This window comes from Pseudomonas oryziphila (genome assembly GCF_003940825.1).
In the GTDB taxonomy this organism is placed as follows: domain Bacteria; phylum Pseudomonadota; class Gammaproteobacteria; order Pseudomonadales; family Pseudomonadaceae; genus Aquipseudomonas; species Aquipseudomonas sichuanensis.
In genome coordinates, this window is sequence record NZ_CP034338.1 from 4,577,186 (window position 1) to 4,597,530 (window position 20,345).

Here is a 20,345-nt window from a genome sequence, read left to right on the forward strand (position 1 = left end):
CTACATGAGTTATCGAAAACGAGTGAATGCTCAGCAGGCGCACATCCTCAGCCTTCGAATCGCAGTGATCGTGCTAGGGATCGTCAGCGCTTTCGCCTTCTACGGCTGGCACAAAGCCCCAGAGGATCTAACCGTGCATGTGCCCCCTGACCTCCGCTCGGGTAGCACCCGAAAGTGGTGGGAGGTGCCGCCAGAGAACGTGTATGCATTCGGGTTCTACATCTTCCAGCAGATGCAGCGCTGGGAAAAGAACGGGGACGATGACTATCAGGACAACATCGCCCGGCTGGCCTCTTATGTGACCCCCGGGTGCCAGGAGTACCTGCAGAAAGATTACGAACTTCGTCGTAACTCGGGCGAGCTGCGACGTCGTGAACGAAGCGTCTCGGAAATTCCTGGCCACGGCCTCACTGACCCCGGCGTACAGCGCGTGGTCGAGCTTGGGATCAACGACTGGACGGTCAACCTGGATCTCCTCGCTGACGAGTCCGTCAACGGTGAGCGCGTGAAAAGGGCGATGACACGCTACCCCTTGTCGATTGTTCGATCTGACGTCAACCCAGAGAAGAACCCCTTCGGTTTGATGTGGAACTGCTACGCCTCCAATCCGCAACGCATCGAGGTAGATCTGCAGGCTGCAGGGGTGAAGCCATGAAACTGCGTGCATGCATCCTCGCCCTGGGCCTGCTCGGAGTAGCCGACGTCAAAGCCGTTGAGCTGCTGCAGTGGGACCGTATCCCCATGGCCATTCCACTGATCGTGGGGCAAGAGCGCATTGTGTTCGTCGACCAGAACGTGCGAGTCGGCATGCCGTCGCAGCTGGCCGGTTTGCTACGCGTCCAAAGCACAGGAGGCGCTGTCTACCTTCTGGCCAGCCAGGAGATCCCACCGACACGACTGCAACTGCAGAATGTCGCGACTGGGGAAATCATGCTGGTGGACATTGCCGCAACCCCGGCTGCTGAAGGACAGGCCAAGCTCGAGCCTGCGAAGATCGTTCCCGGCACGCCCCCGGCAACCCACTACGGTGACAGTGCCCCCGCGCGCAGCTCTGCCAGAAGATCCTCGGCGCCGGAGCAGGAAGAAGATGTCGCCCCGGCACCGCGTCAAGAAACCCCGGCGCCTGTTGCACTCACCCGCTATGCGGCTCAAATGCTGTACGCCCCCCTGCGAACCGTCGAACCAGTTGCCGGTATCACTCAGGTGCAGGTCGATCGACGCCTGGACCTGAGCACGCTGCTGCCTGTTCTACCTGTGGAGGCCTCGGTCTTGGGAGCCTGGCGCCTCGACAACAGCTACGTCACGGCAGTGAAGCTCCGCAACCTCAGCGCACAACAAGTGACGATGAATCCTGCAGAGCTGATGGGCAATTTCACTACTGCCACCTTTCAGCACCCTTACCTAGGAGCCCGCGGCAACGCCAGCGATACCACCACCCTCTACCTGGTGACCCAGGGCAAGGGCCTGAAGGATGCGTTGCTGCCCTCCTCGATCAGCCAGGTCGACCCAAAAGGAGGACGCCGTGGGCAGTCTGAAAAGTAATCCGCTCCTCAAGTACCTGCTCATCCCTGTGCTGCTTCTCGTCGTCTTCCTGTTGGTCCAGGGCGGAGGCAAGAAAGAAGCCGCTACTCCAACAGACGAACCGATCACCATTGGAGGCGACACTGCCCGCAAGCTAGGGGTCGATGGTGATACTCCTGCCGACACATTGCGAACAGTGGTCGCTGAAAGCCGTGAAGTGAAGGAGCAAATCGCCAAGGTTTTGACCGATAACCAGCAGCTCAAGGAGCAGAACACGAACCTCCAGCTCCGGCTGACGCGAATGGATGAGAGCGTAGATGCCAAGCTGAACAATGCGAAAGGCGAGCTGCAAGAGCAGGTAAAAAATCAAAGTCTTGGCTTGCTGGATCAGTTCCAACGCCAGCTGGACAATCTGTCTCAGAACAGTCCGAACGCAGGCGGGCAGGATATGCCCATTGGCCTGGGCGTGCAGTCCGGTGACGGCGCAGGCTTCCAGCAGGGGCAGAAGTCCAAAGACCTCGTCTGGGTTGAGCCCACCGACGCCACTGCGTTGGATGCAAGTGGAAAACCACTACAGCCTGGCTCAACCCAAACGGCCAGCGGCTTCAACTTCCCATCCAGCTTCGGCCAGACCCTGGATAACGGCCAGACCGTTCTCGCCAACACTGCGCAGAACATCGGAGCGGAAATGTCCCCACAGGACACGCGTAAGCAGGTCCGGAAAGCCTATACCCTGCCTCAGAACTCTACGCTGATGGGGTCGGTGGCCATGTCGGCCCTCATTGGCCGAGTGCCGATCGATGGCACAGTCAATGACCCGTTCCCTTTTAAAGTCATGATCGGCCCTGACAACCTGACTGCCAACGGCATCGACCTGCCCGACGTGGTGGGCGCAGTCGCCAGCGGCACCGCCTCGGGCGACTGGACGTTGTCATGCGTGCGCGGCCAAGTCCGCAGTCTGACGTTCGTGTTCGCCGACGGCACGGTCCGCTCCTTCCCCGCCCCGGCCGAGGAGGCAAACGGCAACCAGAACAACAACCAGAGCAGCAGCAACGGTCAACCTGCTATTCAAGGCGGGCTCGGCTGGATCAGCGACTCCTATGGCATCCCCTGCATATCCGGTGAGCGCCGCTCCAACGCCAAGGAGTACCTGACCAACCAATCTCTGGTCACCGCCGCAGGCGCCGGCATCGCCAAGTTGCTGAAAGCTGATGAGCAGAACAGCTCGACGACCTTCAGCAGCGGGGGAACGTCGTTTGGGACCACGGGATCATCGGGGAACTCCGCCATGGGCGCGATCCTTACCGGTGGAGTGAGCGACATCCGCTCGTGGATGAACAAGCTCTACGGCGAGGCGTTCGCCGCCGTATATGTCCAGCCTGGGGCGAAGGTGGCAGTACACCTGGATCAGCAGCTCGCCATCGACTACGAGATCAAGGGCCGTAAGGTCGACTACAACGCCGGAGCCAACCATGTATCCGCAAACCTGGATTAAGCCCCGCCTGCAGGCCGGGGCCTGTCTCGTGCTGACCCTCATCCTGGGCGGTTGCACGACAGACAAAGACGAACTGCTGCCGCACGGCGAGGCCAGCATGATGGATGTCTGGCAGCAAGGCTCTTCGGGCGGCGGCGCTGGCAGCTCCAGCAGCAGGACGCTGCTGGATGCACGCCAAGAGCTTCGCCGGCCACTCGACGAGCCAACGATGGCCCGCCAGCGAGCAGAAGCTGACGCCTTTACCCGCACGCCTCAGAACGAAATTTACAGCCAGTTCAAACGGCTGCCTAACCCTGACCTGGTCATGTACGTGTTTCCGCACCTGGCTGGCTCAGATCCAGTGCCTGTCCCGGGGTACACCACGGTGTTCCCGATGTATCAACGCGTGCAGTACGCCATGCCAGGTGAGCGGACGGAGGAATACTGATGCAGTTCATCAGCAAATTGCTGGGCAATATCTCTGCAACACACACCGAGCCCGTGCTTGGACTGACACCCACCGATCACGATCAAGCTGACGGCAGTATCGCACCGCCCAGCACTGCTATCAGCGAGGAGGACCGCCAGGCGGCAAATGACCGGTACATCGCCCGTATGGAGTCGATGGGCATCCCTTCCCCTATCGACTGGCAAAACCCTAAACGTCGGCCGGCGACGAAAGCTGACGTGTCGCGCATGTACGAGGTCAACCCGTCGTTCGTGGACATGCTGCCATGGGCCGAATATCTGCCCGAGGAAGAAGCAATGCTCCTCGAGGATGGCATTTCCAGGGCGGCGTTTTTCGAGTTGGTCCCGATCGGGACCGAGGGGCGCTCCGACGATTGGCTTCAACAAGCTCGCGATGCGTTGCAAGGCGTCCTGCAGGACAGTTTTGACGAGCTGGAGAGCTCGCACTGGGTCGTCCAGCTTTACGCACAGGACGAAACGGACTGGGGTGACTACCTGCAGAAACTCCAGGCCTACGTTCAGCCCCGGGCTGACAACACAGACTTCACCAAGTTGTATCTCGCGCTGTTCCGCCACCACCTCGAATCCATCTCCAAGCCCGGTGGTTTGTTCGTCGACACGGCCGTCAGCAATCTTCCGTGGCGTGGGCAGACCCGGAAAGTCCGCCTGGTGGTGTATCGCCGGGTAAAGAAACAGGACCTCGTGGTCCGTGGACAGGATCCTGCCGCCTACCTCAAAGCAATTTGCGACCGCCTTAAAGGAGCGCTGGCCAACGCCGGTGTGACGACCAAACGCATGGATGGGCAGGCGATCAAGCGCTGGCTGGTGCGTTGGTTCAATCCCCACCCAGACCATCTGGGCTCGACTGATGGCGATATCCGTCGATTTTACGAGACGGTCTGCCAGTCGCCACGCGAGCTCGAGGAGGGAGAGCTGCCCGTGGCCAGCGGTACCGACTTCTCGGAGAACTTGTTCTACCGAGAACCGCGCTCGGATGTGGCCAGCGGCCTTTGGTCGTTCGATGGCATGCCCCACCGGGTGGTGATGCTCGATCGCTTGAAAAATGCCCCACTTACCGGGCACCTAACCGGTGAGACCAAGCAGGCAGACGCGTTGAGTTCGCTGTTCGATCGACTGCCGGAGGACACCGTGCTATGCATCACCATGGTGCCTACCCCGCAGGATCTGCTTGAAGGGCACCTAGAACAACTGTCCAGGAAGGCCATCGGGGACACCCAGGCGTCCAGCCACACCCGGGATGACGTTGTAAAAGCCCGGTCCATTCTTGGGCGCAAGCACAAACTCTATCGGGGGAGCGTTGCTTTCTTCCTACGTGGCCAAGACAAGTACGTGCTCGAGGAGCGGACGATCAGCTTGTGCAACGTGCTGCTCGGCGCGGGGATGCAGCCAGTCCAACCACAAGACGAAGTCGCCCCGCTGAACAGCTACCTGCGTTGGCTACCCTGTAATTTTGACCCCAGCGAAAGCCGCGCGCTGGATTGGTACACCCAGCTGATGTTCGCTCAGCACATCGCCAATCTGGCCCCGGTGTGGGGACGCTCGACTGGAACAGGTAACCCTGGCTTTACCCTATCTAACCGGGGAGGAGCAACGCTCACCTTCGACCCGTTGAACAAGCTCGACCGACAAATGAACGCCCACTTGTTCCTGTTCGGGCCCACCGGTGCGGGTAAGTCTGCAACAGCCAACTATTTGATCATGCAAGCCATCGCGCTCTACCGTCCGAGGCTCTTCATCATCGAAGCCGGCAACAGCTTCGGCCTGCTGGGTGACTTCGCCAAGCGGCTCGGTCTGACCGTCAACCGAGTACGACTCGCCCCCGGCGCCGGCGTAAGCCTCGCCCCGTTCGTCGACGCGGTGCAACTGGTTAAAAACAAGGACCAGGTGAAGGTCTTGAATGCGTTGGACGTAGATGCTTCGGACCAACACCTGGCCGACGCGCTGGCAGGTATGGAGGACGAGCAACGGGACATCTTGGGCGAGTTGGAGATCACAGCGCGCTTGATGATCACCGGCGGCGAATCGAAGGAGGATGCTCGACTCTCTCGGGCGGACCGCAGTGCCATCCGTCAGTGCATCCTCAACGCGGCCGAGCTGTGTGTCAGCGAGAACCGCCCGGTCCTCACTGAAGACATCAGCGCAGCGCTCCAAGCGATGGCCAGCGACGACAAACTCCCCGAAAACCGGCGCAACCGATTCATGGAGATGGCCGAGGCCATGGGTATGTTCACCATGGGCACGGAAGCTGACATGTTCAACCGTCCTGGTACCGCCTGGCCAGAAGCTGATATCACGATCGTCGACCTGGCTACCTACGCTCGTGAGGGCTACCAGGCCCAGATGGCCATCGCCTATATCTCGCTGCTGAACACCATCAACAACATCGCAGAACGGGACCAGTTCAAGGGTCGACCACTGATTGCCTTCACCGACGAAGGCCACATCCCGTTGAAGGTACCATTGCTCTCTCCGTACTCCGTCAAGATCACCAAGATGTGGCGAAAACTGGGTGCCTGGTACTGGATGGCGACCCAAAACGTCGACGACATCCCCCCAGAAGCATCGGCGCTGCTGAACATGATCGAGTGGTGGATCTGCCTGAACATGCCACCAGACGAGGTGGAGAAGATCGCCCGATTCCGAGAGCTCACGCCGGCACAGAAGACAATGATGCTCTCGGCAAGGAAGGAAAACAGCAAATTCACCGAGGGCATCGTGCTGGCCAAGCGGATCGAGATGCTGTTCCGGGTGGTGCCACCCAGCTTGTGCCTCGCCCTGGCCATGACCGAACCAGAAGAGAAGCGGCAACGGTACGAAACCATGCAAGCGCTCGGCTGCGATGAACTGCACGCCGCCCTGCAGGTGGCCGCCGACCTGGACCGCAAGCGCGGTATCACCCCCTTCCCCATCACCTTTCCCGAACCAAAGAAGGCCGTGGAGCGCGTGGCATGAGAGTCATGAATACCCTGACCCAGAGCATCATCGATAGCCTGACCCAACTGCTCAAGGACCCCGGACACGACACTCTCCAGTCGCTTTCGGTATGCGCCCCCGTGCTCATTGATGAACTGCAACAGATCAAAAATAACGCGGTGGACCGTCGTGACATCATGCCTCTGATCCAGGCCGTCCTGAATGAGTGGCTGAAACAGCATCCCCAACCGGAGGGGGCCATCCAGGATCTTCAAGCCGCATTACAGCAACTGGTCCAGCCAGGTGATCTGGATGGCAAGCATGCGTAACCTCAGGTCCATCACCATCATCTTTGGCATCGCGGTGATCGCCCTCCTCGGCGCTTACTGGCAGATTGCGAAGAGTAGTAACGCCAGAAGCGCCGACGAAACCTGGTACTTCGGCCCATCGGGCGCCCGGTGGGTAATCACTGAGTACGCCGATCTCGAATGCCCTTACTGCAGGGCGTATACGCCCCAACTGAAGCAGTGGGTAAGTAAGCAGGGGGAAGTAAAGCTCGCGTGGCACCACTTCCCCCTCGATAGTCACGGTACCGCAGCGCATTTAGAGGCACGGCTCGTTCAATGCGCCGGGTACTTGGGAGGAGCGTCCGCGTTCTGGCAGGCGATCGACCAAGTTCTCTTGAACACCCGAGGCAACGGGCAGGGCCTTACTGAAGAGTTGCAACTGCTCGATGTCTCATCGGAAGCCCTGTCCAGTTGCACCAGGACAAACATGGACATCGCTGCAGCGGTTCATCGTCAACAGGCTGTGGCCAAGAGCCGCGGCATTGCCGGCACCCCCACGCTCGAGATCACCGACAGCCTAACTGGGCACACTGTGCGCCTGGAAGGTCCGGTAGACAGTGCCGCCTTGCTGTCGGTCATAGATGCCCTCGCCGCTCAACCTGCGCAGGAAAAAGCGGAGTCGTCGCGATGACAAAGCTGAGGGTTCTCAGCACTAACAACAACGACGAAGAAGGCAACCTGCCGAGCAGGTTCTGCCCAGGTGCAGGCTCTGGCCATGGATGGTTTCAGCTTGAACGTGCAGGGGAGGTGTCCCCTTCCGAACATGAGCTCAGCAGGTCACTGCAGAAATGGAATGATGACTGTGTCCTCATGGAATACTACGTATCTACAGGCAGGGGCCGTTTTGTAATTGTCGACTGGTATGCGCCGGACTCTGGAACTGTGATCGAACTGCAGTGAGCGCTTGCGATGCGGGAGGAACAGGCCGATACAATACGTTATCGGACTAAGCCACCCAGGAGGGATGCCATGCCACCTCATCATCACAGACTGCCGATCACCACCGCCTACGACCAACGCTACTGGTGCCACCACTGCGACCGCACCGACCTCGACCGTGACAACGACCTCGATGTCCGCACCTGGACCTGTTCAAGCTGCGGCCACCCGGTACTGGTCGACCTCGATGACTTCAAGGGCAACGCCACCACCGTCGAGCGCGTGCCGGCCCGCGTAATCATCCGCGACGATTATGTGATCCTCGAACACACTCTGCAGCTGTGCCTGGTGCTCAAGTCCGAAGAGGCCGACGCCGGCGGCGGCCGCTGGTACCTCGCCCTGCAAGGCCAACGCGGCGCGCCGGTGGACGCCAACCGTTTTTACAACCGCATCCCACGCTGACGTTGCAGCGAATCAGCGAACAGGTTATTTTGCCCACTGATGCGCGGGAGATCCCATGTCGCGGCTCGTAACAGCCGGTTCATGGTTTCATCATCCCAACTGCTCCTTCAAGGCGCTACAGCCCTGAAGTAAAAGCCTCGGTAACCCACCGGGGCTTTTTTGTTGGCGGAATCTACACCTCCCTCACTGGTCCACCCAACTTCCTCGACCCGGTGCCGACCATTACCGTTACCATCGAGCACCAGGCGCAGCCGGTCGGCGAGATCCGCTACGGTAAGAGCCCGCTGCTCGATCGCATCTACATCGACGATCTATAAATCGCCAGGGCCTTGGGGGTGTCTACGAAAACAAAGGCAACTCAGTATATTCAACAGCGGTTATTAAAGTGTGCGCCGCTACAATGAGCTTTAGAGCGGTAGCGCCAATACTCTAAAACCCCTCTAACTCTTGCTCCTCGGCCAAAGTTACTATCACGTGATTAGCGCTCAAGAAGATCTGCCAGCCTGAGGTATTGGGCTGACTATCTTGGTCTGAGTAAATCATCACCTGGCACTGAGGGTTGCTATTTGTGGATATTATACTTTAGTAGAGGCTGCCTCGGTCAAATTGTTACCGTTTGTGATTTGACTGAAATGTTTGACGGCTCAGCAGCATTCGACCTTAAAATACTCTTCTGTTACGGCTAAAATTGATCGTACTCCCAGCGCTCTGCTGGTGACCGAAGCGGTTGCCGTATTAAAGAATTGTGTATGACTGCCGTTAAACAGGATGAGGTGTCTCTTGCACCACAGTAAACGCACCGAATTGCCCTTCTTGCACTTTAGCTGAGGGCTTCGGGGCAACATGCGCTGTGAGCTTCGGGTAGCTAAGGAAAGGGATTTATGAACAACATTCCGACATTCAATTCATATTCTGTTGCCGACAATAAATCTAGCCAGATTTTTCAGATAACTAAATCAGCCGAAGCCAACCTCGGCAATGTGCCCACTGTCAATGAGGGTGCAGGGCGGGCGGAGACTGGCAACAGTGTACAAATTAGCCAAGAAGCACTAGATAAATATAGAAACTACGCCGAAGCGTTACAAGCGGCCAATTCTAACGGCGCTAAGCAAGGGCTTTCTGGCGGGGTCCAAATTCTTGACCCCAATGCACTGAGCGAGGAAGAAAGCAAAAAATTAGTCTCCAGCATGTCTAGGGACTCCCTTGCCATACAGCTGGATGAAATAAGCAAAAAATTTGAGTCCATTGAGGTGGCATATGTTCGCCACCGTGCCGTGGATGATCAGATAGATAAAACTTATCTCGATGTTCTTAAAAAGATAGCTATCGATCACCCTGACTTAAAGGGTGCGTCCTTCGGTTTCAGTGTCAACGCAGCGAGGGAAATAGTCCTCGTGAACGCTGATGAGCTTAGTAAGGACCAAGCGGATCGGCTGCTCAAGGTACTAAACGGATCAGAGCTCTTAGTGAAGCAGGCCAATGAGTTGGCCGACGCTCAGATTGCAGTCTTCGAAGCCGAAAGCTTCAATGATAGCAGCGTGGAGTTCAATCGACGAAACTACGCCAAAACTATTGATATAAGTGCACAGCTCCTGTCCAGGATTGAGGCTCGTAACGCGCCTCGGGACGGTTCTGCGGTCGAGGTGCATCAAAAGAACTGGAATAATAATTGGAGGCAGCAGTTGTGGGCCAAAGGAGAGAGGGTATAACTGCACACGATTCGCCGCTTGAGAGCAGAGCCTGTGAGTGACTGGTAAGCCCGCTCACAGGCCCGCCTCGACATTGGGGCTCGGTCATAAGCTTTCGCCAGCACTCGATGCGTTTCAAAATCCCGCTTGAGCAGTCCGGAGAGCACTATGGCATTCCGATGGACTGCCTCGCCTCTGGCAATAGTGTAAGTATCCTCACGCCAGCAGCCGCCCAGGCAAGCTCGATCAGCGGGTAGCACTTCATGGCGCTTGCAGTGAGGGCCGTCGACCGCGCACATCTGGTAGTTGTTGATGGCTTGGACAGCGACTCTGCCTAAATTTTCAGGCGCTCAACAGGTGGTGCCCCAAGAAACTTCGCTCCGTGCTAGAGCTTCACGGCCTCGGCTGTCTGGAGCATCTGCGGAGTGTCCGGCATGATTGTATTTTCAACACCGCTTTTCACAGCTCAGCTCCAGTCATTTGACCAGTGCACTATAGGAGACCTGGTAGCGACCAGGAGAACCTCCAAGGCTGTGGGTGCCAGCAGAAACCGGAAAGTTGCTGAAGGTGCCTTACGAGTTGATCATCGCGATGGTGTGTATAGGTTGTTAAATTCCCCCCATACCTTATGGAGTAGAGTACCTGATGAGTTTGATGGTCACGCGCAGACAGTTGATTGGGGCAGGCATTGGTTGTTCGGTTGCTATGGCAGCGCCGGCCTGGGCCTACAGTTCTCTGGCGCATGAGCTGGAGGCGCTGGAGCACTCACTGGATGTAACGCTCGGATTATGGGCGCTGGATACGGGCACAGGAAAGATCGTCTCTTATCGTGCCGGAGAACGATTCGCCTTCTGCAGTACTTTCAAAGTCGTTCTAGCTGCTGCGATTCTCGCGAAGAGCGCTGACGACAGGGGATTGCTTGACCGAAGGATCACTTACAGTGAAGACCAACTGGTCGTTTACTCGCCAGTAACAGAGAAGCATGTGGGCGATGGTATGACGGTGTCTGCGCTGTGTGCCGCGACCCTACAATACAGCGATAACACGGCAGGAAATATCCTCCTAGAACAGGTCGGTGGGCCAGTCGGATTGACAGCCTTTGCTCGTAATCTCGGCGACCCGGCATTCCGCCTGGACCGCAATGAGCCTGAACTGAATACAGCGCTACCTGATGACCCGCGAGATACAACCACTCCGCTGGCAATGGGTATGACGCTGCAAAAGCTGCTGCTCGGTAACAGTCTGGCAGAGGCGGGCAGACTACAGCTGCAAGAGTGGCTCAAGGGGAACACTACCGGCGATAAACGCATTCGCGCGGGTGTGCCGCAAGGCTGGGTAGTTGGAGACAAAACTGGTTCAGGCGATTACGGCGTTGCCAATGACGTTGCGGTCATATGGCCCCCCGGTAAGGCACCGTGGATTCTGGTTGTATTCACTCGGGGGCAGCAGAAGGCCTCTTCATGGAGCAATGAAGCCATCTCCTCGTCTGCACGGGCAGTGGTGAAATCTTTGGGCCAATAGCGGTTCTGATGTTATCCGGGGCTGAGCTGTCGTGACCCATTAGGCTCTATACAGCTGGCGCCGTTTACGGCCCTTCGCAGCACAATGAATTCCTACCTCTCTATGAAGCGGCCTCCTGCTGCGCTGCGAATCAGCCCCAACCCTCTATCAAGCAGTACGGAACCGGCTCACCAGTTTCTGCTGATGCTCCGCCAGACGCGCCAGCTCTTGGCTAGTCACCGCTGTCTGCTCTGCACCGGCACTTACCTGAATTACCAGGTCGTTTATCTCGTTGACGTTGCGGTTGATGTCTTCGGACACCGCACTTTGCTCTTCGGCTGCGGAGGCAATCTGAATGTTACGGTCACTGATGCGTGCAACGCCTTCGGTGATTGAGGCCAGCAGCTCGCCGGCGCGGCCAATGCGGCTGGCGCCCGACTGCGCCTTAGCCAGCGTTTCGAGCATAGAGCTGCTGGCTCGATCGGAGCCGGCCTGCAGGTTACTAATCATCTGTTGGATGTTTCCGGTCGACTCCTGGGTGCGCTGCGCCAGCGTGCGCACCTCTGAGGCCACTACGGCAAAACCACGGCCATGGTCGCCGGCACGAGCAGCTTCGATGGCCGCGTTCAGCGCCAGCAGGTTGGTTTGTTCTGCAATGCCGCGGATCACGTCGAGCACCGACGAAATCGCATCACTTTCCTGCTTCAAGTCATCGATGATTGCCGACGTCTGCTCAGCCTGGGTCGACAGTTCGCGAATCAAGTCGATTGTGCTGTCGACTTCGATGCGACCCTGGGTGGTGCTGGTGTGGATCTGTTGCGACAGGCTGGCCGCATCGGTGGTGCTCTGCGCCACCTCGCGCACGGTGGCGCTCATTTCGTTGATTGCGGTGGCCACCAGCTCGGTGCTCTGGCGCTGCTGCTCGACGCTGCGGCTGGTTTGCAGGGTCACTGCTGAGGACTCTTCGGCTGCCGTGGCCACCTGCGCCGTGGCGTTGCCGATTTCCTGGACGATCTCGGCCAGCTCGTTGGCCATGCGGTTAAGGTTCTCGGCGATCTGGCCGAATTCATCCTTGCTACGATAGCCAGCACGTGCGGTCAGGTCGCGGCGCGCCAGGCCGTCGAGGACAGCATTGATGTCTTTGACCGCCAGGCCGATGCTGCTAATGATCAGCGACGACAACAGCGCCACCATCAATAGTGCCAGCAATGCGCCAGCTATAGTCAGCCACAGAGCCTGACTGGCTTCGCCACGGGCGTCGTCGGCCAAACGAGCAACGCTTTGTGCCAGCGTCTGTTCTACGTCGCCCATTTGATCGATGCGCTGGGTAGCCGTTTCGAACCAGGCTTCAGGCTTGACGCCCAGCGGCTCGCCCAACGGCTGCTCGAATGCCAGACGCTGAAGCTTGGCCACTTCTATCGCGGCCGGGGTCTGTTGGCTTTGCTGGTACTGGCTGAGCACCGCTGCAGGCGCCTTGCGCTGGAAACCTTCGGCATACGCGGTGAACTCGCCCAGGTTGCGACTGAAGCGCGACAACAGCGAGGCATCGAAGTGGCCTTGGTTGTACGCAAGGCCAAGGATCACGCGCTCGCGGCCAGCCCGCTCTTTAAGTTCGATGAACTGGTTCAACGCGCTAAGGGCATGGACGACATCGGTATTGCTGACGCGGTTTTCCAGGGAGTGGGTGTAGCCGACCAAGGTCTTAATGATCTCGGTGTAGCGGGTGCCCGACTCGCCGCTGTCAATCGCCAGCTTGTCGACTTGCTCGCGTAGTGCTGCGAGGGTTTCAAAGGTACTAAGCACTTTACCGATCTCGGCGTCGCCATGGGTCGGCAGCCGGCGCACAGCGTCGATTGCTGCGTTGCTTTCGCTCCGCATTTGCGCCAAGCGCCTGCCCATCGTGGCGCCGCGGCTGCCGATGAACACCCCGCTAGCACCTCGCTCGCGTTGCAGCAGAGTAATCAGCTGGCTCAACGACTGGGCGTTGCTGCTGGTAGTGACAGTGTTTTCCATGTCGCGCAGCGTGCGGTAGTTATCGGAGATATAAACCGCGGTCAGAGCCAGAAAGCCAAGGAGTGGGAAAAACAGAATCAACAGCAATTTCAGGCGAAGCGGCGCATTGGTCAGCATCCTTCTGGCCTCATAGGTAGTGGAAAAATTGAGAGCGGGTGTGCGCCGCTGAACGACCATTAGATGGCTAATGGCCATTATTGTACAGTCATTCAATAAAAAAGGCCATTAGCACATTTTTTAGAAATATCAATCAATTTCGGGAGCCGAGCTATGCATCCCCTCAACGCGCCTGTCCATAACCTAAGCGGACAGATTAGGTCCAATTTGTGCTGAGGGGGTGGGGCTACGCTGCCCGGGCGCCCAAGACGCCGCCAAAAGTGAACAGTTTCTTTCCGAGACAGGACATTAGGCTGTAGCTACACCCCAGGATCTAATTTTCTTCCTGCTCCCTTCTCTCGCAAAAATTCCGAGCCCTCCTGTTTCATATTTCCTGCTGCGCCTGGAGGACCGATCCGTTTTCCTGTACCGATCCCCACTTCAGGTACAGCCCAATGCTCAACTTTCTCCCACCCACCTGGCGAGCTGTCTCAGGGCTCGCTCTCACGCTGGCCTCCGTCACCGTGCAGGCCGAGACCTGGGCCGTAACGGACTCGGCGCACCCACTGACCGACGTGCCCGCTGGCGTGCGAGTAATCAAGCTCGATGACCAACAGCGCATCGAGGCACAGCTGTCCCAGAAGTTGCCACCCAATCCACACCAAGCCGCCCTTGCCGCCCGGCAACTGATGAGCACACCGGCCGGTGCTGCACTCATGCAGGAGTTGGCAGTTGCCCAGCAAGGTGCTGCAGACGCCTGGAGCGTTGGCATTACGAAAGTGCCGGCCGTGGTCGTCGATCGGCAGTATGTGGTCTACGGCCAGCCTGACGTGAAAGCGGCCATGCAGAGCATCACCCAGGCGAGGGGGCGATGATGAGTGCAAGTTCCCGACGTGCTTTGGTAGGACTGCTGACGTCAGCCCTATCGTTTTCAGCCTTCGCCACGGTCAATTCGGCGGCGATCCTTGCCTCCACCAGCTCGCCCACGTGCCTTGAGTACAAGGTGGTCGGGATCTGCTACTGGCTGCTCTGCACCCCCCTGGGTTGCACGGTGAAGACGTCCACTAAAGTCCGGCACTACATCCCAGACGCAGTGGTGTCGGCTTATGCCAACACCGGTGGCAACCCCTGGACGGAGGTGAGCCCGATGGGGATGCCGAATGCCACGGCGCAGGCGGGTAACGACGGTACCACCAACCACGCTGCCGAGAACAACATCACGAAGTTCAAAGAGGCCGACGTTATCGGCCATCCCGGTGCAGCGGTGTTCAACCAGTTCGCCAGCTCCTACGGCTATTCCTGCCACGGCGCGACCACGCCACTGGTGCCTTACATGCTCAGCACGCTGAACACGCTGGCTTGGCGCTACGGCGTCCCCGAGTCCGTCTACCCAGAAGCTCTGGTGCCAGGCCTGCGTGAGGTCGGTGGAACGTTATCCGGTGATCTGTGGGGCAACCTTTACCCGCGCAGCGGCTTCCTCCATCAGACCGATGACTTCAAAACTGGAGCCGTGATCGCGCAGCGGGCCGGGGACATCACCACGCGCATTGGCCAGCCTCATGTTTACCAGCCAATGCGAGCAATGGCAGAGCCTGGCTACTGGCCCGCCGGCGAACTAAAGGAGGGCGATGCCACCACCGGCAAGTGGCAACAGCTCTCCCCTGCCATCAGCCCCACCTGTGCGGTGTTCCCCAACGCCGGCATCAATGCTGATGCAGTCGATGAAGCCTACGCCTGGGCCCTTTGGCGACCTTACTCGTGCTGCAAACGTCGCGGACAAACCTTCCTCGGAAGCACTGACTTCCAATGAGATATGACCTGGAGTGCGCAATGAAAAGAATGACTGCAGCTATCGCTCTTGCTGTGAGCGTGAGCAGCACCTGGTGCGTGGCCGAGGCCGCCGACCCGATCAAGGTCGAATCGCAGGGCAGCGTTATCGGCGACGACGTGCTGTACAGCATTGGTGGGGGTAGCGCGGTGCAGATGGGTAGCGCCGGCCAGATGGAGAGCATCACCGTTGGCGCGGGCTGGCAAAACAACCTGGTCTGCGGAAACATGGACCTCAGCAACACCCTGGAAAACCAGCTAAACGGCGCGACCCAGGGTTTTCAACGGATCATGGGCAGCGTGATCCAGAATGCGACTGGAGCGGTTTCTTCGATGCCGGCGCTGATCCTGCAGCGGGCAAATCCCGCCCTCTACAACTTGCTGACCAACGGGATCCTGCAGGCGCGGCTCGACTACGATCGGTCGAAAGGTACTTGCCGCGCGATCGCAGAGCGCATGGCCGACATCGCCGGCGGGCAAATGGGCTGGGGCAAAGTCGCGGAAGGTCAGAAGATGGGGCAGGCCTTGGGCTCGAACACCGATGCTGTGGCAGTGGTCGACAAAGTTGAGAGCGCGCCAGGTACCAACGGAGTCACTTGGGTCGGCGGCAAACAGGCCGGTGGCAACGGCCAGCAACCCATCAAGGTCGTCGGGGATGTTGCCAAGGCAGGCTACAACTTGCTCAACAACCGAGCACCGGAAGAAACATCGAGCATCCCCAAGGCAACCTGCGCCAACGGATTACTGTGCGGCAGCTGGGAGTCGCCTGCCGAGGCCGCCCAGTTCGCGAACCGCGTGCTGGGAGAGCAGCAGATCCAGACCTGTGAGGGCTGCACCACCACGTCCACCCCGGGTGTAGGCCTGACGCCGCTGATCCAGGAGACCTACGAGAAGAAACTGACCGCACTGCAGGATCTGCTGAAACCTGGAACGCAGATCACCTCGGAGAAGCTGCGAGAGGCCAGCAGCGACTCTCTGCCCATCACTCGCGGCGTCATCACGGCACTGAGAGACGAGAGGGACCAGGCCGTCCTCGCGAGCCGCCTGGCCTCCGAAGTCGCACTTGCTGACGTTCTGGAGAAAGGCTTGCTCCTGCAGCGCATGCTGATCACGGGCAGCAAGGAGCCCAACGTGAACTCCAACAAGTTGGCCGTCGAGGCGACCCTCGGGCAGGTCGACACCCTTCAACAGCTCATCACGAACCTCAAGACCGAACTGGACATGCGACAGCAGCTCGCGAACAACTCCCCTATGAAGATCATCGAGCGCGGGAAAGCGCGCGCCGAGAACTCCCGGGCGATCTACGACGCGGCTCCCGAACAGGACCGTCTACTCCAGCTGCAGAAGCCTGCCGGCAAGGAATGACCATGACTCAGGAAGTCGAGAAGAAAACCAACTCCCTCAAGATCCTGCTAGGCGGGCTGCTCTTGAGCACCATTCTGCTCGTGTTCAGTGTACTGCTCGGCATCATCGCGGTTAACCACCTGGGCGTCTTCGAGACCTGGTTGAAGTGGCGAGAGAGCAATTACCTACCACTGTTAGTCTGGCGACTTACCCTCTACGGCGGCATCGTCTATGCCTGGTTCAAGCTGAAGGCACGCCTGCCAGGGGGCGAGGCTGGCCAGCCATCCAAAGCTCAGCGGATCGAGTTCCTGGTGCTCCTGCTGTTTCTGATCGTCGAGATCTCGAAGGCCCCCATCGCCTGGTCGGAGGTGCTATGACCCTCTACACGAATGACTACCTGGAGTATTACCTCACCCTGGTTGGCTGGATCATCAACAACGGGATCTGGGACATGATCTCCGATACGGGGCTGTTCGCCCTGCCCTTCATCATCATCGTGGCCCGGGAATGGATCAAGGTTCGCGGTGAGGGCGCGGATGAAGGCAACAAAGGCGTGCTGTCTCTGGCTCGTATTGAAACCCAGCTCTACCTCGGCTACGTGGTGGTCTCAATGTGTGCTGTACCAGTCGTCTCCGTGGGCTTCGACACGCTCGAGTTCGATCAGCAACGCGCCCGCCAATGCCAGGTGATGACCCCAGCACCTTCCGAGACCGGCTGGAACACCACGTTCAGCTCGCTGGCCGGTAAGAGCGCCCAACTGCCAGTATGGTGGGCAGTCGTACACTCGTTGTCCAAAGGGTTGAACAGTGGTGCTGTAGCAGCAATCCCCTGCGGCACGGACCTCAGGCAGATGCGCATGGAAGTCGACGCGATGAGGGTTGGCAACCCCCTCCTCGCCCAGGAAGTGGCAGATTTCACCCACGATTGTTTCGGCCCTTCTCGGGCACGCCTGTTCATGCGGCAGCCCGAAATCGGGTCGATCGCAAAAGACCAGAAGGCCCTGCAGGACCTGAACTGGATCGGGTCCCACTATCTGTTGAATACCGCAGGGTACTACGACACCGACTACTCCAGGACACCGCGTACAGCCTGGCCGTATGACGTAAAACGCGATGACGGAATGCCACAGGTCACCGGTGGTGGTGGATATCCAACCTGCAAGCAGTGGTGGTCGGATGGAAGTATCGGGCTGAGGGACCGGTTGAAAGGCCAGGTCGATCCAACCCTGCTGAACCAGTTCCTTGGGTGGGCAAAATGGCTGTCTCAGGAAGAAGTGACCGACTCGATGATCCGCCAGCTCGTGTCGCCATCCAGCCAGGTCAACGGGGACGTTTACACCGACTACGGCGGACAAATTGATGGCACGATCTGGAACGGCATGGCACGCACTGCTGGAGGGCTCGGTGTCGCTGTCGGTTCCCTCGCATACTTCCCAGGTATGGACGTTGTCCGGCAAGCATTGCCTATGATCATGGCGTTCCTGAAAATGGCCATGGTTATTTGCATTCCGATTGTGCTGATCGTAGGTGCCTATCGAATCGAAGTAGCGATGACAATGTCAGTAACGATGTTTGCTCTGATATTTGTAGACTTCTGGCTACAGCTCGCCCGATGGGTCGACAGTACCATTATCGATGTTCTATATGGTTCGGGCTCCCCGCATCTATCATTCGACCCGATCATGGGATTGAACACCACAGTTCAAGACGCAATTCTAAACTTCGTAATGGGAACAATGTTTATAATTTTACCCATGTTTTGGGTGACTGCTCTCGGCTGGGCAGGAATTAAAGCTGGTGCAGTCCTGAACGGCCTATCGGAAGGAACCAAAAAACTTCAGGGCGCAGGGGAGGAAGCGGGGAAAGCAGTAACTAACAGCATGAAAAAATCAATCAAGTAAGATAGGGCCAGCTAAGTCTGGCCCTCTAACACCAACTCAATCATCGTAATGCATATGGTAGTCTGGGTGCTCATACTCGCCATAGAAAGGTGCTCTACGCGACTCATCATCGTCGCTATCATCTTCACGAGCATACCCTACAGAAAAATCTATTCTGGAGAACGCATAGATACCAGCCACTAACGAGACGGTAGTCAAAATCGACGAGAGAATCGAACTAATATTGCTGGCCACTAGAAATAGCAGCGGGCCGACAAAAATAACTCGCTTGACCCAACGAACCCTCGGGTTGCGATCATGCAAGCAGCAGCGCGCCACGGTCCCCAAGGCCCGACCTAGGCGGAAGGCAATCGAGTGTTTTGCGGCTGCGGTCATGTTCCATATCCTCGCTCTGTGAGAGCATCTTGCCATCAGATATACGACACCTTTGGCATTTCCGCAAGGGGTATGGCATAAAGCGCCATCATCACTCATCAGGTTCACATCCATGGCCACCCACAACGTCGTCGTTCCCAAACCGATGGAGCAGTCCATTGATGAACTCGTAAACACTGGTAGGTACCAGAATTTCAGCGAGGTCGTACGGGCTGGCATCCGGATGCTGCTCGAGCATGAAGCAGCTGAGTCAGCCAGACTCGAGGCTCTGCGGAGCGCTACATCAGTAGGTATCATGCAGGTCGAAGCAGGCCAGTACGACGAGGTCGATCCGGCCAATCTCAAAGCTTATCTCGAAAATCTGGGACGCCTCGCGAGCGATAAAGCATGAATGGGCTCGTAGTACGCATCTCTCCCCAGGCCTACACCGACATTGCCGATACACTTCGCTTCACGGAAGTCAGGCTGGGGGAGGCCCTCAGGAGCCAGTATCAAGACCTACTTCAGGGAACCTTCAGCTCCCTTGCAGAAGAGCCGACACACATCAACAGCATACAGCGGGATGAGCTTTCCCCAGGCCTTCGCAGCCTGCATCTGTCATTCAACGTACTGCAGATGACTGACGGCCGTATGTTCAGCCCCCGCCATATCGTGTTCTACCGCACTGGGACAGACCATGTCGTTGAGATCCTAAGGGTTCTCCACGACGCCATGGAGATCGCTCAGCATTTGAACTACCTGCATCAGCAGTAAAAGGTAAATGGCTCAGAAGCAAATGGGCTTGAATGGATAATGGAATGGATCACAAGGGTAAAAGCCTTACCTGAAAAGGCATCGCCATAGATACACAACTGACAAAATCAACAGAAATGGAGTTCCCGTGAGATGACGTTTCACGAAATATTAACTCATCCTTACGCCGTAGCGACAATACCTGCTATCACATCAGCGATTGTATCAGCACTGATCAGTGGATTTTTCGTATTTCACTCAACAAAGGTGAACGAACGAATAGCCTCTAAGGCAATTGAACGAGAAGAAAATCTGAGACGTGAGTTGCGCAAGGAAATACAGCAGCAAAAAGAAGCAGAACACGCCGAGAAGAAAGCGCGACAAGCTGAACGAAAAAAAAGAATACGCCCTAAGTTTAGAGTAGAAAAAATCGAGCAATGCGCAACAAGGAAACAACAGGAAACCTACCTTGCGTTTATCATAAGCCTTGAGAACACAGGTGGCGACCTCATGGGGGCGACTATTGAACCAGACCTCAGTTCCACAAAATTAAAATACAATCCAAGATTTAGAGCACATAGCACTGAAACATTAAGATTCACCTCAGAGGAAGAAGGTCATATTGGCTTCTTCCGTTTGAAGATAAGGGGCACTGATACAGATGGTGATCCTGTCGAAATTTCGGTACCGATTACTTGGTCCAACGGCCAGTATCACGGAGGTGATGGCATTATGCCCTGAAATTCGTTGGACTTCCGGTAACGCTTTCCCGTTGATGGCATAGC

21 protein-coding genes and 1 pseudogene are annotated in these 20,345 nt (G+C 57.6%); 18 read left to right on the forward strand and 4 right to left on the reverse strand.

What is annotated here, in order from left to right; translation table 11 throughout:
• Positions 1 to 4 precede the first annotated feature (4 nt).
• From EJA05_RS21415 to EJA05_RS21460, 9 genes are all read left to right on the forward strand, one after another.
• Positions 5 to 655, forward strand: coding sequence for a PFL_4703 family integrating conjugative element protein (locus EJA05_RS21415; protein WP_125861394.1), 651 nt, complete (start codon positions 5 to 7; stop codon positions 653 to 655).
• Positions 652 to 1,542 carry a TIGR03749 family integrating conjugative element protein gene (locus tag EJA05_RS21420; RefSeq protein ID WP_125859774.1) on the forward strand — a complete coding sequence of 297 codons (891 nt, stop codon included), beginning with the start codon at positions 652 to 654 and terminating at the stop codon, positions 1,540 to 1,542. Before EJA05_RS21415 ends, EJA05_RS21420 begins: the two co-directional genes overlap by 4 nt.
• The gene (locus tag EJA05_RS21425) at positions 1,472 to 3,016 is read left to right on the forward strand and encodes a TIGR03752 family integrating conjugative element protein (protein WP_190306016.1); all 1,545 of its coding nucleotides are present in this window, start codon (positions 1,472 to 1,474) and stop codon (positions 3,014 to 3,016) included. The genes EJA05_RS21420 and EJA05_RS21425 overlap by 71 nt, the downstream gene beginning before the upstream one ends.
• On the forward strand, positions 2,994 to 3,443 hold the full coding sequence (locus EJA05_RS21430; protein WP_125859778.1) for a TIGR03751 family conjugal transfer lipoprotein: 450 nt from the start codon (positions 2,994 to 2,996) through the stop codon (positions 3,441 to 3,443). The genes EJA05_RS21425 and EJA05_RS21430 overlap by 23 nt, the downstream gene beginning before the upstream one ends.
• Positions 3,443 to 6,436, forward strand: a complete 2,994-nt coding sequence (locus EJA05_RS21435) for a conjugative transfer ATPase (RefSeq protein WP_407692083.1) — start codon at positions 3,443 to 3,445, stop codon at positions 6,434 to 6,436. The genes EJA05_RS21430 and EJA05_RS21435 overlap by 1 nt, the downstream gene beginning before the upstream one ends.
• The gene (locus EJA05_RS21440) at positions 6,433 to 6,726 is read left to right on the forward strand and encodes a hypothetical protein (RefSeq protein WP_125859780.1); all 294 of its coding nucleotides are present in this window, start codon (positions 6,433 to 6,435) and stop codon (positions 6,724 to 6,726) included. Before EJA05_RS21435 ends, EJA05_RS21440 begins: the two co-directional genes overlap by 4 nt.
• Positions 6,719 to 7,375 carry a DsbA family protein gene (locus EJA05_RS21445; protein ID WP_223811865.1) on the forward strand — a complete coding sequence of 219 codons (657 nt, stop codon included), beginning with the start codon at positions 6,719 to 6,721 and terminating at the stop codon, positions 7,373 to 7,375. The genes EJA05_RS21440 and EJA05_RS21445 overlap by 8 nt, the downstream gene beginning before the upstream one ends.
• Before the next feature lie 338 nt (positions 7,376 to 7,713).
• Complete coding sequence (locus tag EJA05_RS21455; RefSeq protein WP_125859786.1) at positions 7,714 to 8,085, forward strand: hypothetical protein; 372 nt, start codon at positions 7,714 to 7,716, stop codon at positions 8,083 to 8,085.
• Positions 8,086 to 8,966: 881 nt separating this feature from the next.
• The gene (locus EJA05_RS21460) at positions 8,967 to 9,794 is read left to right on the forward strand and encodes a hypothetical protein (protein ID WP_125859788.1); all 828 of its coding nucleotides are present in this window, start codon (positions 8,967 to 8,969) and stop codon (positions 9,792 to 9,794) included.
• Here EJA05_RS21460 and EJA05_RS28880 read toward each other — a convergent pair.
• Positions 9,734 to 10,072, reverse strand: a complete 339-nt coding sequence (locus EJA05_RS28880; protein ID WP_125859790.1) for a DUF2514 family protein — start codon at positions 10,070 to 10,072, stop codon at positions 9,734 to 9,736. The two genes, EJA05_RS21460 and EJA05_RS28880, sit on opposite strands and share 61 nt — an antisense overlap.
• A gap of 346 nt (positions 10,073 to 10,418) precedes the next feature.
• On the opposite strand from EJA05_RS28880, the gene bla reads away from it, so the two are divergent.
• A complete protein-coding gene (gene bla, locus EJA05_RS21470; RefSeq protein WP_125859792.1) occupies positions 10,419 to 11,294 on the forward strand; it encodes a class A beta-lactamase in 876 nt (291 codons plus the stop codon).
• Positions 11,295 to 11,441: 147 nt separating this feature from the next.
• On the opposite strand, the gene EJA05_RS28885 is transcribed toward bla, so the two are convergent.
• Together EJA05_RS28885 and EJA05_RS28890 are read right to left on the reverse strand one after the other, a co-directional pair.
• On the reverse strand, positions 11,442 to 12,308 hold the full coding sequence (locus tag EJA05_RS28885; RefSeq protein ID WP_407692107.1) for a methyl-accepting chemotaxis protein: 867 nt from the start codon (positions 12,306 to 12,308) through the stop codon (positions 11,442 to 11,444).
• Positions 12,303 to 13,481: pseudogene (locus EJA05_RS28890) on the reverse strand (nitrate- and nitrite sensing domain-containing protein); the annotation flags it as partial. The pseudogene EJA05_RS28890 and the gene EJA05_RS28885, both read right to left, overlap by 6 nt.
• Before the next feature lie 356 nt (positions 13,482 to 13,837).
• Here EJA05_RS28890 and EJA05_RS21480 point away from each other — a divergent pair.
• The 5 genes from EJA05_RS21480 to EJA05_RS21500 are packed head-to-tail and all read left to right on the forward strand — an operon-like array spanning position 13,838 to position 18,453.
• The gene (locus EJA05_RS21480; RefSeq protein WP_125859794.1) at positions 13,838 to 14,257 is read left to right on the forward strand and encodes a TIGR03757 family integrating conjugative element protein; all 420 of its coding nucleotides are present in this window, start codon (positions 13,838 to 13,840) and stop codon (positions 14,255 to 14,257) included.
• Positions 14,254 to 15,192 carry a TIGR03756 family integrating conjugative element protein gene (locus EJA05_RS21485; protein ID WP_407692084.1) on the forward strand — a complete coding sequence of 313 codons (939 nt, stop codon included), beginning with the start codon at positions 14,254 to 14,256 and terminating at the stop codon, positions 15,190 to 15,192. The genes EJA05_RS21480 and EJA05_RS21485 overlap by 4 nt, the downstream gene beginning before the upstream one ends.
• Positions 15,193 to 15,212: 20 nt before the next feature.
• A complete protein-coding gene (locus EJA05_RS21490; RefSeq protein WP_125859796.1) occupies positions 15,213 to 16,574 on the forward strand; it encodes an integrating conjugative element protein in 1,362 nt (453 codons plus the stop codon).
• 2 nt (positions 16,575 to 16,576) lie between these two features.
• The gene (locus tag EJA05_RS21495) at positions 16,577 to 16,930 is read left to right on the forward strand and encodes a hypothetical protein (RefSeq protein ID WP_125859798.1); all 354 of its coding nucleotides are present in this window, start codon (positions 16,577 to 16,579) and stop codon (positions 16,928 to 16,930) included.
• Complete coding sequence (locus EJA05_RS21500; protein ID WP_125859800.1) at positions 16,927 to 18,453, forward strand: conjugal transfer protein TraG N-terminal domain-containing protein; 1,527 nt, start codon at positions 16,927 to 16,929, stop codon at positions 18,451 to 18,453. The genes EJA05_RS21495 and EJA05_RS21500 overlap by 4 nt, the downstream gene beginning before the upstream one ends.
• Positions 18,454 to 18,489: 36 nt before the next feature.
• Here the strand turns inward: EJA05_RS21500 and EJA05_RS21505 are convergent, their stop codons facing one another.
• Positions 18,490 to 18,828, reverse strand: coding sequence for a hypothetical protein (locus EJA05_RS21505; RefSeq protein ID WP_125859802.1), 339 nt, complete (start codon positions 18,826 to 18,828; stop codon positions 18,490 to 18,492).
• A gap of 112 nt (positions 18,829 to 18,940) precedes the next feature.
• Here EJA05_RS21505 and EJA05_RS21510 point away from each other — a divergent pair, with 112 nt between their 5' ends.
• From EJA05_RS21510 to EJA05_RS21520, 3 genes are all read left to right on the forward strand, one after another.
• A complete protein-coding gene (locus EJA05_RS21510) occupies positions 18,941 to 19,219 on the forward strand; it encodes a type II toxin-antitoxin system ParD family antitoxin (RefSeq protein WP_125859804.1) in 279 nt (92 codons plus the stop codon).
• On the forward strand, positions 19,216 to 19,581 hold the full coding sequence (locus EJA05_RS21515; RefSeq protein ID WP_125859806.1) for a type II toxin-antitoxin system RelE/ParE family toxin: 366 nt from the start codon (positions 19,216 to 19,218) through the stop codon (positions 19,579 to 19,581). Before EJA05_RS21510 ends, EJA05_RS21515 begins: the two co-directional genes overlap by 4 nt.
• Positions 19,582 to 19,713: 132 nt before the next feature.
• Positions 19,714 to 20,301: a hypothetical protein gene (locus tag EJA05_RS21520; RefSeq protein WP_125859808.1), complete on the forward strand. Its 588-nt coding sequence runs from the start codon at positions 19,714 to 19,716 to the stop codon at positions 20,299 to 20,301.
• The last annotated feature ends 44 nt before the right edge of the window (positions 20,302 to 20,345 follow it).

Bases quoted from the DNA above. Each gene is read 5' to 3' on its own strand.
- EJA05_RS21415 (WP_125861394.1), top strand. From the start codon at position 5: ATGAGTTATCGAAAACGAGTGAATGCTCAGCAGGCGCACATCCTCAGC.
- EJA05_RS21420 (WP_125859774.1), top strand. From the start codon at position 652: ATGAAACTGCGTGCATGCATCCTCGCCCTGGGCCTGCTCGGAGTAGCC.
- EJA05_RS21425 (WP_190306016.1), top strand. From the start codon at position 1,472: ATGCGTTGCTGCCCTCCTCGATCAGCCAGGTCGACCCAAAAGGAGGAC.
- EJA05_RS21430 (WP_125859778.1), top strand. From the start codon at position 2,994: ATGTATCCGCAAACCTGGATTAAGCCCCGCCTGCAGGCCGGGGCCTGT.
- EJA05_RS21435 (WP_407692083.1), top strand. From the start codon at position 3,443: ATGCAGTTCATCAGCAAATTGCTGGGCAATATCTCTGCAACACACACC.
- EJA05_RS21440 (WP_125859780.1), top strand. From the start codon at position 6,433: ATGAGAGTCATGAATACCCTGACCCAGAGCATCATCGATAGCCTGACC.
- EJA05_RS21445 (WP_223811865.1), top strand. From the start codon at position 6,719: ATGCGTAACCTCAGGTCCATCACCATCATCTTTGGCATCGCGGTGATC.
- EJA05_RS21455 (WP_125859786.1), top strand. From the start codon at position 7,714: ATGCCACCTCATCATCACAGACTGCCGATCACCACCGCCTACGACCAA.
- EJA05_RS21460 (WP_125859788.1), top strand. From the start codon at position 8,967: ATGAACAACATTCCGACATTCAATTCATATTCTGTTGCCGACAATAAA.
- EJA05_RS28880 (WP_125859790.1), bottom strand. From the start codon at position 10,072: ATGTGCGCGGTCGACGGCCCTCACTGCAAGCGCCATGAAGTGCTACCC.
- bla (WP_125859792.1), top strand. From the start codon at position 10,419: ATGAGTTTGATGGTCACGCGCAGACAGTTGATTGGGGCAGGCATTGGT.
- EJA05_RS28885 (WP_407692107.1), bottom strand. From the start codon at position 12,308: ATGGCCAACGAGCTGGCCGAGATCGTCCAGGAAATCGGCAACGCCACG.
- EJA05_RS21480 (WP_125859794.1), top strand. From the start codon at position 13,838: ATGCTCAACTTTCTCCCACCCACCTGGCGAGCTGTCTCAGGGCTCGCT.
- EJA05_RS21485 (WP_407692084.1), top strand. From the start codon at position 14,254: ATGATGAGTGCAAGTTCCCGACGTGCTTTGGTAGGACTGCTGACGTCA.
- EJA05_RS21490 (WP_125859796.1), top strand. From the start codon at position 15,213: ATGAAAAGAATGACTGCAGCTATCGCTCTTGCTGTGAGCGTGAGCAGC.
- EJA05_RS21495 (WP_125859798.1), top strand. From the start codon at position 16,577: ATGACTCAGGAAGTCGAGAAGAAAACCAACTCCCTCAAGATCCTGCTA.
- EJA05_RS21500 (WP_125859800.1), top strand. From the start codon at position 16,927: ATGACCCTCTACACGAATGACTACCTGGAGTATTACCTCACCCTGGTT.
- EJA05_RS21505 (WP_125859802.1), bottom strand. From the start codon at position 18,828: ATGACCGCAGCCGCAAAACACTCGATTGCCTTCCGCCTAGGTCGGGCC.
- EJA05_RS21510 (WP_125859804.1), top strand. From the start codon at position 18,941: ATGGCCACCCACAACGTCGTCGTTCCCAAACCGATGGAGCAGTCCATT.
- EJA05_RS21515 (WP_125859806.1), top strand. From the start codon at position 19,216: ATGAATGGGCTCGTAGTACGCATCTCTCCCCAGGCCTACACCGACATT.
- EJA05_RS21520 (WP_125859808.1), top strand. From the start codon at position 19,714: ATGACGTTTCACGAAATATTAACTCATCCTTACGCCGTAGCGACAATA.